The sequence below is a fragment of the Stenotrophomonas pavanii genome, from assembly GCF_900101175.1.
Classification (GTDB): domain Bacteria; phylum Pseudomonadota; class Gammaproteobacteria; order Xanthomonadales; family Xanthomonadaceae; genus Stenotrophomonas; species Stenotrophomonas pavanii.
The window spans coordinates 323,319-336,088 of sequence record NZ_FNFQ01000002.1; the positions used below are offsets into that span (position 1 = coordinate 323,319).

Annotated in this window: 12 protein-coding genes; all 12 read right to left on the reverse strand. The window is 68.8% G+C overall.

Annotation, left to right across the window (positions count from 1 at the left end):
* Positions 1-161 precede the first annotated feature (161 nt).
* The gene (locus BLS66_RS04915; protein ID WP_074725274.1) at positions 162-1,352 is read right to left on the reverse strand and encodes a substrate-binding domain-containing protein; all 1,191 of its coding nucleotides are present in this window, start codon (positions 1,350-1,352) and stop codon (positions 162-164) included.
* A gap of 397 nt (positions 1,353-1,749) precedes the next feature.
* Positions 1,750-2,949 (reverse strand): type II secretion system inner membrane protein GspF, encoded by a 1,200-nt coding sequence (gene gspF / locus BLS66_RS04920; protein ID WP_074725277.1) that lies wholly within the window; start codon positions 2,947-2,949, stop codon positions 1,750-1,752.
* 7 nt (positions 2,950-2,956) lie between these two features.
* The gene (gene gspE / locus BLS66_RS04925; protein ID WP_074725280.1) at positions 2,957-4,390 is read right to left on the reverse strand and encodes a type II secretion system ATPase GspE; all 1,434 of its coding nucleotides are present in this window, start codon (positions 4,388-4,390) and stop codon (positions 2,957-2,959) included.
* Positions 4,387-6,768, reverse strand: coding sequence for a type II secretion system secretin GspD (gene gspD / locus BLS66_RS04930; protein ID WP_074725281.1), 2,382 nt, complete (start codon positions 6,766-6,768; stop codon positions 4,387-4,389). The genes gspE and gspD overlap by 4 nt, the downstream gene beginning before the upstream one ends.
* Entirely contained in the window at positions 6,765-7,292 is a 528-nt protein-coding gene (gene gspM / locus BLS66_RS04935; protein WP_074725283.1) for a type II secretion system protein GspM, read from the reverse strand. Before gspM ends, gspD begins: the two co-directional genes overlap by 4 nt.
* A complete protein-coding gene (gene gspL / locus BLS66_RS04940; RefSeq protein WP_074725286.1) occupies positions 7,289-8,452 on the reverse strand; it encodes a type II secretion system protein GspL in 1,164 nt (387 codons plus the stop codon). The genes gspM and gspL overlap by 4 nt, the downstream gene beginning before the upstream one ends.
* Complete coding sequence (gspK, locus tag BLS66_RS04945) at positions 8,449-9,309, reverse strand: type II secretion system minor pseudopilin GspK (protein ID WP_143025132.1); 861 nt, start codon at positions 9,307-9,309, stop codon at positions 8,449-8,451. Before gspK ends, gspL begins: the two co-directional genes overlap by 4 nt.
* Before the next feature lie 54 nt (positions 9,310-9,363).
* Positions 9,364-9,801, reverse strand: coding sequence for a type II secretion system major pseudopilin GspG (gene gspG / locus BLS66_RS04950; protein WP_049466480.1), 438 nt, complete (start codon positions 9,799-9,801; stop codon positions 9,364-9,366).
* A gap of 57 nt (positions 9,802-9,858) precedes the next feature.
* On the reverse strand, positions 9,859-10,443 hold the full coding sequence (locus BLS66_RS04955; protein WP_074725289.1) for a hypothetical protein: 585 nt from the start codon (positions 10,441-10,443) through the stop codon (positions 9,859-9,861).
* A gap of 120 nt (positions 10,444-10,563) precedes the next feature.
* Positions 10,564-11,115 carry a transposase gene (locus tag BLS66_RS04960; protein ID WP_074725290.1) on the reverse strand — a complete coding sequence of 184 codons (552 nt, stop codon included), beginning with the start codon at positions 11,113-11,115 and terminating at the stop codon, positions 10,564-10,566.
* Between the two features lie 58 nt (positions 11,116-11,173).
* Complete coding sequence (locus BLS66_RS04965) at positions 11,174-12,154, reverse strand: FecR family protein (RefSeq protein WP_074725291.1); 981 nt, start codon at positions 12,152-12,154, stop codon at positions 11,174-11,176.
* Positions 12,155-12,223: 69 nt separating this feature from the next.
* A complete protein-coding gene (locus BLS66_RS04970; RefSeq protein ID WP_057493299.1) occupies positions 12,224-12,754 on the reverse strand; it encodes an RNA polymerase sigma factor in 531 nt (176 codons plus the stop codon).
* Positions 12,755-12,770: the final 16 nt, after the last annotated feature.

Below are 12,770 nucleotides of genomic sequence, written 5' to 3' on the forward strand. Positions count from 1 at the left end.
TACGGATGGGCCTGCGTGACGCACGCCCTGCACCTGATAGACGGTGGTAGTGGCGTGAAGGCGACACCGCGCTCGCCACCGTGCGGGGCGAAAACGCAGAAAGCGCCGGCATTGCTGCCGGCGCCCTTTCATGTTCCAGACGAGCGCCGAAGCGAACGCCGTTACAGCGGACGGCCGATGCCCGAGCAGGTGCTCGGATTGTTCACCGCACCGGCGTTGGTGGCGGTGGCGAAGCGGGCGCGGACGGCGTCACGCCAGGCCTTGGTCAGCGGGATGAACTTGTGCGCGCGGATGGCGGCGTCGTTCGGGCCCTGCTCCACACCGTTGACCACGGTGCTGCCGTAGTGGCGGGTCAGGAAGCCGCGCACGTTGGCGCCGACGGTGGCGTTCTTGTAGCACTGGCCGAACACGAAGTTCGTGTAACCCGCGATCGGGTAGCCCGCGCTCGGATTGCCGAACACCGGCACCCAGTTGGCGGGGTTCTCGGCAGCAGCGCCGGTCGGCGGCGCCGCCGTTTCCAGGGTCGCCTGCACGCTCACTTCGTCCGGCGAGAAGCCCTTGACCTTGGCGACCTTGGTGGCATCGGTCAGGCTCGGGATCACGTCCGGACCGACATAGCCGATGCGGCCGTCGGCAGCGTAGACCGCGTTGTACAGCGCGGTACCGCCGGTGGCCGGGGCGGCGATGAAGTTCGACGGCACGGTGGTGAACAGGTTGGCGAAGGTCGACTGCACCGAGAACGCCGGCACGCCGTTGGTCAGCTTCAGGGTGGTGCCGGAGACATCGGCCGGCTGGCACGCGGCGGTCAGGAAACGGGCCAGCAGTTCGCTGGTGCCGCTGCTTTCGCCACGGTAGACCACCTGGATGGTGCCGCTGCGGGCGCTGTCGATGCTCGACCAGTTGGTGATCTTGCCCGAGAAGATGCCGCAGATCTGGGCGACCGACAGGTCGATCGCCGAACCGGCCTTGTTGAACGGAACGGTGACCGAAGTGGCGACCGACGGGATCTGCACCAGCGCGCCATAGCGGTTGGTGTCGCCGGACACGTTGTAGGTGCTGTTGTAGGTGCTCAGCTCGGTGCTGCTCAGCACCGAATCGCTACCGGCGAAGTGCACGGTGCCGGTGGTGGAGAACAGCGAGGCATTGTTTTCCAGGAAGGCCTTCTTGCCCGTGCCCGAACCGGTCACGGCGTAGCTGAAGTTGGCCGGCAGGATGCTGTCGGCCGCGCCCTTGTAGAGGTCGGCCGGCAGCGACGCGCCGCCGCCGGTCACGGCGGTCTGGGCCGAGGCGGCGCCAGCAGTGGCGAGCAGCGCGGTGGCAACCAGCGCGGCCAGAGTCTTGTACTTGTTCATGATCTTCTCCTGAAGGGTTTACTGCGAAGGGAAACACCGAGGGAGGAACGGTCACTACACGCCTGCTGCCGCCGAGGGCCTCCCAGCCCGCTCTGCGGCGACGTGGCCATGCTGGTCCGCGCCGATGACAAGCCGCTTAAGAAACCTGTGGAAGATCAGGAAAAGGTGTGGAGGATTGTCTGGAGAATCGGCCCATTGCCACATTCCAACGACGCCGCCCGATCGACTGGATGGAATCGACTGAATTGAATCGACTGGATGGAATCGACCTGATGGGATCGACTGGGTAGAGTCGACTGTTAGTCGACTGCTTTTCACACGCAGAAACGGTCTGAACGCACTCGGTCGCCGCGCTGGTCGACTAACAGTCGACTCTACCCGTGATGCGCGTTGCGCATCACTGCACCAATTGATTCATTTCCATGATCGGCATCAGCACGGCCAGCACGATCGTCAGCACCACGCCGCCCATCACCAGGATCATGGTGGGCTCCAGCAACGCGGTCAGCGCCATCGCACGGCGCTCGATCTCGCGCGAGATCGTCTGCGCAGCGCGATCCAGTAGCGGCGCCAGCGAACCGGTCTTCTCGCCACTGGCCACCAGATGCACCAGGATCGGCGGATACACCTTCTGCACCTTCAGTGCGGCGCCCAGCGCAGCGCCTTCGCGTACGCGCGCGGACACGTCATCGGCACAACGCGCCAGCAACGCATTGCCCAGTGTCTGCCGGGCAGCTTCCAACGCGCGCAGCAGCGGCACGCCGGCATCCAGCAGGATGGCCAGCGTCGAGGCAAAGCGCGCACTGTTCACACCCAGCACGAAACGCCCGGCCATCGGCAGCCGCAGCAGCATCGCGTCCCAGCGCAGGCGCAATTCGGGCCGGCGCAACGCCAGCCGCCAGGCCACCACCAGCGCAGCGATGCCCAGCCCCACCCACACGCCCCAGCTGCGCACGAAGGCGCTGGCGGTCAGCATCACCTGCGTGAGCATCGGCAGCGTCTGCCGTGCCTGCACGAACGCGGTCACCACCTGCGGCACCACGTAGCTGAGCAGGAAGATCACGATCGCCACCGATACCAGGCTGATCGCCGCTGGATAGATGAACGCGGTCAGTACCTTGGCCTGCAGCGCATTGCGTTCTTCGATGTAGTCGGCCAGGCGCTCCATCACCCGCGCCAGATCGCCGGAGTCTTCGCCAGCGCCAACCAGCGCCCGATAGATCGGCGGAAAATCGCGTGGCCGCGCGGCCAGTGCCACGGTCAGGCGCTGGCCGGCCCGTACATCTGCACGGACGGCGGTGAGCGCCTGCGCGACATGCGGGCGCTCGGCCTGCTCGATCACTGCACTCAGTGCCCCTTCCAGCGGCAGGCTGGCGGCCAGCAGGCTGGCCAGCTGGCGCGTGGCCCAGGCCAGCTCGCTGGCAGACAGCCGGCGAGCGCGCCAGCCACCACCGGCAGTGCGCGCCGCGCGGACCTGTACCGGCGTCAACCCGCGTCCACGCAGCAGCTGGCGAGCACCGCGCGGGCTGTCGGCATCCAACTGGCCCTTCTCGATGCGGCCCTGCGCGTTGGCAGCCTGGTAGTCGAACAGTGCCATGCAGGCCTCAATCATCGCCGGTGACGCGCAGGATCTCTTCCAGCGTGGTCACCCCGCCGTCGACCCAGCGTTGGCCGTCCTGCCGCAGGGTACGCATGCCCGCACGCCGTGCGGCCTCGCGCAGCGCGGGCTCGCCCTGTCCTTCATGGATCAATGCGCGTACCCGGTCGTCCACCACGAACAGCTCGTGGATGCCGGTGCGCCCGCGGTAGCCGCTGTTGGCGCAGGCCGCGCAGCCCACCGCGCGCCATACGGTGCGGCCCTCGCCATCCAGTTCGGCACGCCGGCACTGCGTGCACAGCCGCCGCACCAACCGCTGCGCCAGCACGCCGCGCAGCGACGAGGCCAGCAGGAACGGCTCCACGCCCATGTCGGCGAGGCGGGTCACCGCCGAAATGGCATCGTTGGTGTGCAGCGAGGCCAGCACGCCATGGCCTGTCAATGACGACTGCACGGCGATCTGCGCGGTTTCCAGATCGCGGATCTCGCCGATCATGATGGTGTCCGGATCCTGGCGCAGGATCGCGCGCAGCGCGGTGCCGAAGCTCATGCCGATGCGCGTGTTGACCTGGATCTGGCCGATGCCGGCGAAGTCGTACTCCACCGGGTCTTCCACCGTCAGGATATTGCTGGTGCTGCTGTCGAGCTGGCCCAGCGCAGCGTACAGCGAGGTGGTCTTGCCGCTGCCGGTCGGCCCGGTGACCAGTACGATGCCATGCGGCTGCCGGATCAATCCGGTGAACGTGGCCAGGGTGTCATCGGCCATGCCCAGGCGCTGCAGCTGCAGGCGGCCGGCATCCTTTTCCAGCAATCGCAGCACGGCGCGCTCGCCATGCCCGGTTGGCACCGTTGAAACACGGATATCCAGCGGCCGCCCGCCCACGCGGATCGCAATGCGGCCGTCCTGCGGCAGGCGTTTCTCGGCGATGTCCAGGTGCGCCATGATCTTGATGCGTGATACCAGCGCCGCATGCAGGGCGCGCCGCGGCTGCACCATGTCGCGCAGCGTGCCGTCCACCCGGTAGCGCACCACCGAATGGGTCTCGAACGGCTCGATATGCAGGTCGCTGGCGCCATCGCGTGCAGCCTGTGCCAGCAGCGCGTTGATCATGCGTATCACCGGCGCATCGTCCTGTGCATCCAGCAGATCGGTGACCTCCGGCATGTCCTGCATCAGCCGGTCCAGATCGACTTCGCTTTCGGCGGCACCCACCACGGCAGCGGCATCGCCGCCGTCCCGGTACTGCTCGCCCAGCCGCTGTTGCCAGGTGGTGGCCTCCAGTACCTGGAACGGCAGCGGTCCATGCCGGCGGCGCAGTTCGGCTACGGCCCACGGCGCGGTGTCGGCGGTGCCAAGCAGCACCGGCTCGCCGCCCGCCTCGGACAGCATCACCCCATGGCTGCGCACCCAGGCGTACGGCAGCGGCGCGGCGGCGCTCACGGCCCGATCACCAGTTCCGGCGTGTAGCCGAGCCCGCGCAGCTGCTGTAGTGCCGGGTCCAGCGTCGCCGGATCGCGCGGCAATCGCACGCGCAGGCGCTGCCCGCCCTCGCCCGGGGTCGCTTCGGCGTAGGCCTGCAGGCCCAGTGCCCGCACCTGCGCCACCCCCTGGCTGGCACGCGCCGGGTCCAGCCCCTGCGCGAACTGCACCAGCTGCGCATCGCCGTCGCCGGCTGGGTACAACGCCGCCAGGCTGGTGGTCTGCAACGGCTGGCCCCGGCCATCGCGCGCATTGCCCTGTCCAAGCACGGACAGGTCCTGCGGCGGCAGCTGCGGCGCCGACAGCGCCGGCAACGCCCAGCTCTGCACCGGCTGCGCACTGGCCTGCGCGTTGCGCATGTAGTCGTAGCGATCGCGGGTCAGGCGCTGACCGGCGGCGGGGTCGCGCACCACGTGCGGGCGCAGGAACACCATCAGGTTGGTCTTGCTGCGCTTGCGCGTATCACTGCGGAACAGTGCGCCCAGCACCGGAAGCTTGCCCAGGCCCGGCACCGCGTCTCGGCCGTGGCTGACATTGTCCTCCAGCAGCCCCCCCAGGACCATGATCTGGCCATCGTCCAGCAGCACGCTGGTATCCAGTGCACGCTTGTTGGTGATGATGCCGGCGGGGCTGTTGGCACTCTGCGCGTCGATGCTGCTGACTTCCTGGTAGATGTCCAGCTTCACCGTGCCGCCCTCGGAGATCTGCGGCCGTACCCGCAGCTTCAGGCCCACGTCCTCGCGCACGATGGTCTGGAACGGGTTGTTGCTGCCGCCGCCACCGTCGGTCACGTAGCGGCCGCTGACGAACGGCACGGTCTGGCCAACCATGATGCTGGCCGCTTCGTTGTCCAGCGTCATCAGGTTCGGCGTGGACAGGATGTTGGCCCCGCCCTTGCTCTGCAGCGCGTTGGCCAACGCTTTCATGTTGAGGATCTGGCCGACACCGGGCAGGTTGAGGGTACCGTCGATCACGCCGATCTTCAGGCCATCCCTGGGCAGCACGTCCAGCGTGGTGCGCGCGGTGCTGCTGAGCCCGCTGCCGCCGCTCGCGCCACCGAAGTGGGTGCCACCGAAGGTACGGCCATTGCCCAGCATCCATTGCACGCCCAGCTCCGCCGCATCGGTCTGGTTGACCTCCACGATCAGGCTTTCCACCAGCACCTGCGCACGGCGCTGGTCCAGCTGGTCGATCACCCGCCGCAGATTGCGGTACACCGGTTCCGGCGCAGAGATCAGCAGCGTGTTGGTGGCCACGTCCGCCTGTACCGAGATGCCGTTCTGGCTGAAGCCGGTGCTTCCCGCATCGATCGGGTCGCGCCGGCTCGGGTCCAGCCGCTGCGATTCCAGCGCATTGCCTCCGGTCTTGGCCTGCTGCGGTTGCGACGGCTGCGTGGGCGTGGAACGGTTGGCCTCACCCGGCAGTGGCGTGATGCCTTCCGTGCTGCCCATTGCCGGTGCATCGCTCTGCCCGGCCACCACGCCACGCAGCACACCGGCCAGCTGGTTGGCCTGGGCGTTGCGCAGGTAGACCACATGCAGATTGCCGGACTCATCCTGGGCCCGGTCCAGCTTCTCCACCAGCTGCCGCGCCAGGCGGGTGCGACCGAGGCTGCTGGAACGCAGCAGCACGCTGTTGCTGCGCGGGTCGGCCATCACCACCACCTTCTGGCTGGGCTCGGCGCCCTGTGCATCCAGCAGCGGCGCGACCATCGCCGCGACATCAACGGCAATGCCCTGTTGCAGCTTCACCACGTCGGTGTCCATGCCGGCCGGTGTATCGACGCTGGCGATCACCTGCGCGATGCGCTCCAGGTTGTCGGCGTAATCGGTGATCACCAGGGTGTTGTTGCCCGGATTGGCGGTGATCGGGTTGTCCGGGCTGATCAGCGGCCGCAGCACCGCCACCAGCGCAGCCGCGTTCTCGTAGCGCAGCGCGAAGGTGCGGGTGGTCACCTCACCGCCGGCACCGCCCGTGCCGACACGTCCTCCCAGCAGCTTGGCATCGGCCTGCGGCACCACCCGGCTGACGCCGCCGTTCTCGACCACCGCGAAGCCCCGCATGCGCAGCGCGCCCAGCAGCAACTGGTAGGCCTGGGTACGGCTGACCGGGCCATCGGACACCACCGTCATCTTGCCGGACACCCGCGGATCGACCAGGAACTGGCGGCCGGTGAAGCGTGCCGCCATGCGCAGCACGCCACCGATATCCGTGTCCACCAGGTTCAACTGCACCGGCTCATCGTGGCTGTCCTGTGCCTGCACCGGTGCCGGCGCGTGCGCCATGCCCACGATCAAGGCCAATGCGGTAGTGCAGGCAAGGCTGCGCATCGCCCTCATGGATGGGCACCCGCAGTGGCCACCATCACGATGTGTCCGGAAATCCGTGCGGCCGGCATGTTCGCATCCCCCGTGCGTGTCAATTGCAGTTGCTGCAGCTCGATGGCCGGGTCGGCCAGCAGCGGCAGCAGCCAGTTCCATAGCGCATCGGCGGGCACCGCCTGCACCTGCAGGTGCCAGCGCCCGTCGCGCGCTTCGATATGCAGGCCGTCGGCCAGGCCGGCGGTCCTGATTGCATCGCGCAGCCCGGCCAGTGTCGGGTGCTGGCGCTGGGCCTGCTGCTGGCGTTCACGGGCGCGCAGCAGCGGCGCCAGTGCGCGGGACTGCGCCTGCAGCCGCGGCAGTTCAGCCTGCCAGTGTGTGCGCTGCTTCAGCAGGGGCTCCAGCCACAACGACCACAGGCCCGCCACCAGCAGCGCCACCACCATCACCCACAGCATCCGCCGGTCGCGCGGTGGCAGGCGCTGCCAGCGCTGCTGCAGGCGCGCCCATCCCTCACCCAGGTGCAGCGTTCGGGCTGTCACTGCCCCGCTCCGCTCACCCGCAGGCGTCCATCGGCTTCGCGCGCCAGCTGCAGGCCCTGCGCCTGCACCGCATGCTGCCAGTGCTCAAGCCGCTGTGTATCGTCAGCCAGGGCCCGGGCATCGGCATCCAGCTCCATCTTCAGCTGCCCCGGCTGGTAGTGCAGGCTGCGCACCTGCCCTGCCAGCTCCGGAACGGCCTGCAGCGTGGCGGCCACCTGGCGCTGCAGCGGTGGCAATGGCGGCGCCGGCGGTGGCAGCGCAAGTACGCGCCTTGCCTGCACCACCGGGTCCACCACCGTGGTGATCTCCGGAAAGCGTGCGCTGAACTGCCGCGCCATGTCCTGTTGCAGCGCTTCACCCTCGCTTCGCCAACGCGCGACCTGCAACTGCAACCCCAGCGCGGCCAGCAGTACGGCTGCCAATGCCAGCCCGATGGCCAGTCGCGGCGACTGGCGGCTCGCGCCGGGCAGCGGCAATGACCACCCCGGCAAGGGCCCGCAGGCCTGCTGCGCAGGCGCGACTGCGCTGGCCGGCAGGTTGTCCGGCCACGCCGGCGGCACGCTGCCGATCCATTGCACGGCCTGCACCCCCGCCTGTTGCAGACGCCCGGCCAGCGCCTGCATCACTGCACACGCGTCACGCCCGCCATGCCATTGGACGAAACCCCGGTCGCGCCCGTTGCGCACCAGCAGGTGCGCGCCGCTGACCTGCAGCGTGGCCTGGCCGGGCTGCCAGGGCAGCAGCAGAGGCGTTGGATACAGTGCCTGCAGCTGCAGTGCGCACGAAGCCAGCAGCTGTTGCAGTTGCACGATCGGCTGCTGGCCGAGCCAGGCCACCGCAACCGTGCCATCCGCTGCCTGCGCACCGTGGGCCAGCGTGACCTCCTGCAGGTCATCCAGCAGCATCGCCTCCACCTCACCCTGCAGCGCCGACTGCAGGCGGCGCCCGGACAGCGGCGGCAGCTGCAGTTCCAGCAGGATCAGGTCGTTCGGATCAAGGCAGGCATGCACCGTGGCCTGCGGATGCCGCAGGCCCAGCGCCGCCAGCGTGTCGCTGCCGTGGGCCAGCACCCTGCCCTTGTGCAGCTGCACCCAGTCCACCGTGCTGTCGGCGCGCAGCCCCGCCAGCGCCGGCAGGCGCACCCGAAGCCGCACGGTCATGCGCCGATCCTCGTCCACACCCGTTGTACACGCGCCCCGTCGTCGCGGTACTCGCGCCAGAGCAGCGCGCGGAAATCCACCGCGCTGCCGTCCGCCTGCACCTGGCCGACGGCCAGGAACCACTCGCTATGGATACCCAAGGGAAGCACCGCCATCTGTTCGTTGCTCAGTTGCAGCCGATTGGCGATGTCGCCGCGATTGAGCAGCCAATGGCCAGCGTCGCGCTCGCCGAGCAGCGCCTGCAGTCGTGCCGGTTCCACCGCTGGCGTCACCGCCTGCAGAACACTCAGGTCGCTGGTGTTGGCATTGACCAGGGTCTGCGACGGCAACACCACGGTGCGCCGCGCCAGCGCCTGCAACGCCATCGGATCGGCACCCGGCAGCGCCTGTTCGATCAGTGATTCGCGCGGCAGCGGTGCCTGCGCCTGCATGTCGCCATCGCGCAGGCGCACCTGGATATGGTCCGCGGCGGACGCGCATGCACCCTGGCCCAGTCCTTGCCCGGCACACAACGCGATGAACGCGCGCCGCGCCTCGGGGTCCGGCCTGCCATGCGCAAGGAGATTGCGCAGGTTGAACATCGACTGCGCGTCGACCAGCTGCAGCTGCACCGGCAACGGCGCCTGCAGCGCCAATGGGCGCGCCCAGCGCCCGCTGCGCACCGTGGTCAGCTGTTCCTGTACATCCTCACGCAGCTGCTGCGCCGCATGCTCCAGCGTGGCGTCGACCGCCATGCGTACCTGTGCGCGCAACTGCTCGGCACGCAGCGCACGCAGCTGCGCCGACTGCCGGGTCAGCAGCGCGGTGGCGATCACCGCCACCAGTGCCACCACCAGCAGGGCGACGATCACGGCCATGCCGCGCTGGCGTGTGCACGACGGTGAGTACATCAGCTGTGCCATGGTCGCGCCTCACAGCTGCCAGGAGCCGATGTCCGCGTTTCCGGCTTCACCGCCGGGCTTGCTGTCCGCACCCAGCGAGAACACATCGACGTCACCATGGCTGCCGGGAACCTGGTACTGGTACGGATGGCCCCACGGGTCGTTCGGCAACCGGTCCAGGTACGGTGTTACCGGCAGCGCGCCGCTGCCCTGCGGTGGCTTCACCAGCGCCTGCAGGCCCTGTTCGGCACTGGGATACCGGCCGTTGTCCAGCTTGAACAGCTTCAGCGCCTGCATCAACGCCGCAATGTCCTGGCGCGCCGCGACCACCCGTGCCTGGTCCGGCCGGTCCATCAACCGCGGCACGATCAGTGCGGCGAGAATGCCGATGATCACCACCACCACCATGATCTCGATCAGGCTGAAGCCCTGCTGCCGAGCCCTGCGACCACGAACCTGCGTTGCCATTGTTCCGCCCTCGTCATCCTGGAAGAGACCGCTGCACCATGGTCAGCGGTGCATGTGTCAGTACGATAAACATCCACCGCCGATTCGCTGCGCGTGCACCTGCGCGGGCAGAATGCGTGCAGACGGTACACAGGCCGCCTCGAGCAGCTGCGGCGGCATCCTGGCCAGCAGGTCATCCAGGCAATCGCGCAGCACTGGATGTGCGCACGCCTGCAGCAGGCGCGCGCACTGCATCGGTGACCACGCCGTTCCGTGGTCGAGGCCGATGAACGCCCGGTAGGCCTGGTGATAGCGCAGGTCGTCGTCGACGCGCTGGGTACTGTTCAGATCGCGCACGACCACCAGCAGGGCCGCACGTTGCAGCAGCCGCGCTTCCCCCGCGTCGAGCGGCAATACATGCATGGCCGCTTCGGGCCACGGCCGTAGCATTGGATCGAGCGCGCTTCGCAGTGCCACCAGCGGATGTGCACTGCTGTCCAGTGCCGCCCAGCGCACTGCGTCCGCCCAGGCATCACTGGAGAGCAGCCAGACCCAGGAGTGGCCGTAACGTTGCACGTTCACCGGTGCATGCCGCGCCTGCTCCAGTGACTGGCTCAGGTGGCGATCCAGCTCCAGCATGCTGATCCTGCGGCTGTCTGCCATCTGCGTCGCCCGTGCTCCGCGACGCATGGTGCGTCGTACTCTGGAGAAGACGTCAGCGGGGCAGGTGAAGCGACAGCGCGATTGCAGCGCTGTGCGCTGCGTGGTGTTTCATCGGCAGCGTCATCGCAGCGTCATCCGCCTGCAGGCTTCGCGCTGCATCCGCGGTGCCTCACCGCCACAACGGCGTGCCAGTACCGCCACGTCGCTGCGCGCAGCGAAGGCAACCAGGGCATCGGTCATGTCCACGTCATCGCACCACGACGCCATCGCACTGCGCACCGCCGGCAGCTGCCAGCCATCCATCACCCCGTGGCTGCCCGCCACGAACCAGTGCCACAGCCGATGGTGCCGCACCTGCTCGTGCAGTTGTGCAACGCTGTCGAGGCCATGCATGTCCATCAGCAGCAGTGCACGTGCCAGCGCCGCCGGCGGCAGCGCTCCGGTCTCAGCCAGGGGCAGCAGCTGCTGCTGCAGCCGCAGGAGCATCGCCAGCGGATGCGACTGCGGATCGAATTCCAGCAGCACCCATTGTTGCTGCCACTGCGCATCGGACACCACGCACACCCATGGCGAGCCATAGCGGTGCACCATCAGGGGGCGCCGTTGGGTGGTTTCCAGCAGCGCCGACAGATTGCGACGCAGATCCAGCACACCGATGGTCTCGTTGCGCACCCCAGGCTTCTCCTTGCTTGCAACGGCCCTGCGCGGCGCGCACGGCCCGCGTCTTCATCTATCCAAGGACGGCGATGCCACCGGGAAAGCGACGCAGATCCAGCGACAGGGTCAGGCGCAGCTGCTCCAGCGCCGCGTCCGGATCATCGATGCGGAAGCGTCCGCTCACCGGCGCGCGCGCCAACGCCGACTCACCCAGCAGCACCTTGCCGCGGCGATAGCGGTTGATCTCGTCCACCACCTCACGCAGCGGTGCGCGGCGGAACACCAACATGCCCTCGGTCCAGGCACTCACCTCGGCAGCGACGGCCTCGGCCACCACGCCACTGAGGCGCTCGTCGTAGCGGGTCTGCTGCCCCGCCTGCAGTTGCAGGCGGCCCTGCGGGTGCTCGATGCGGGCGCTGCCCTGCAGGCAGGTCACCTGCACCCGGCCGTGGGTGTTGCGCACGTCCAGGCGCACCGCGCCTTCATCAGCAATCACGCAGCCCGGGCCGGCGAACAGTGCCAGGCGCAGGCCGGCCCCGGTTTCGATCGCGGCCTGGCCCTGCACCAGCTCGAAACCCTCGCCCTGCGCGTCCACGCGTCGGCGCAGGCTGCTCTGCGTATCCAGTTCGATCTTCAGCTGCGGCGAAGGCGCGATCTGCAGCCGCTCACCGGTGCCGGTATGGAAATCGGCCGTCATCGCCGTCACCGGGGGCCACAGCCCCAACGGCGGACGGACCGCCGCCACCACTGCCAGGCTGGCGGGGGCGGCAATCGCCGCGCCCAGGAAGGCACGCCGGCTCCAGCGTTGGACCGGCGTCGGCGCGAGCGGTTGGCGTGCAGCGGCAGGCAGCTGCTCGCCGGCCAGGCGTACCTGCTCCCATTGCCGGCGCGCACGGCCGAATGCTTCGCGATGACGGGGATCAGCCTCGCACCACGCGCGGAAGCTGCGCCCGTCGGCCGCGGTTGCCTCGCCCGAGGTCAGCCGCACCAGCCACGCATGGGCCTGGCGCTCGACGGCATCCAGCGGGCGTTGCGGGCGATCGTCAGGATCCATGGGGGCTCATGCCGGACCCGCACGCTGCGGGGTTCTGCTCGGCGTCAAAGTGTAGACGGATGCCGCCGTTCAGAACCGCACCTGGCGCCCCTGCCCGCTGCGTTCGGCCAGGTAGTCCTGGGCCGCCTTCAGCTCACGCTGCACCAGCCGCAGCGACACCCCCAGGTGGTCGGCGACGTCGCGCTGCTGCAGGCCGTCGACGCGGATCGCCAGCAGGATGCGGCGGCGACGCTCGGGCATGCGCTGCAGCAGGCCGACCATGTCCTCCAGCGCGAAGTCCAGTTCGGCCGCCTGCGCCGGGCCCGGTGCCGGGTCGGCCATGTCCATCAGTGCTTCCACTTCTTCCAGGCTGAGCAGGCGGTGGTCGGCACGTTGGCGGTCGATCACGGTATTCATCGCCATGCGCAGCAGGTAGGCCGCGGGGTTCTGCACCGCGTCCAGGCGGTCGCGACGCGCGCTCAGGCGCATCCAGGTGTCCTGCAGCGCATCGCCGGCCAGCTCCTCCGAGCCCAGCTTGCGCGCCAGCCGGCGCTTCAGCTCGTCGTAGGCACCCACCAGGTGGTCCATCAGGTCAACTGCCCCAGCCGTACCGTTGCTCATGTTCGAATCCTTGAAG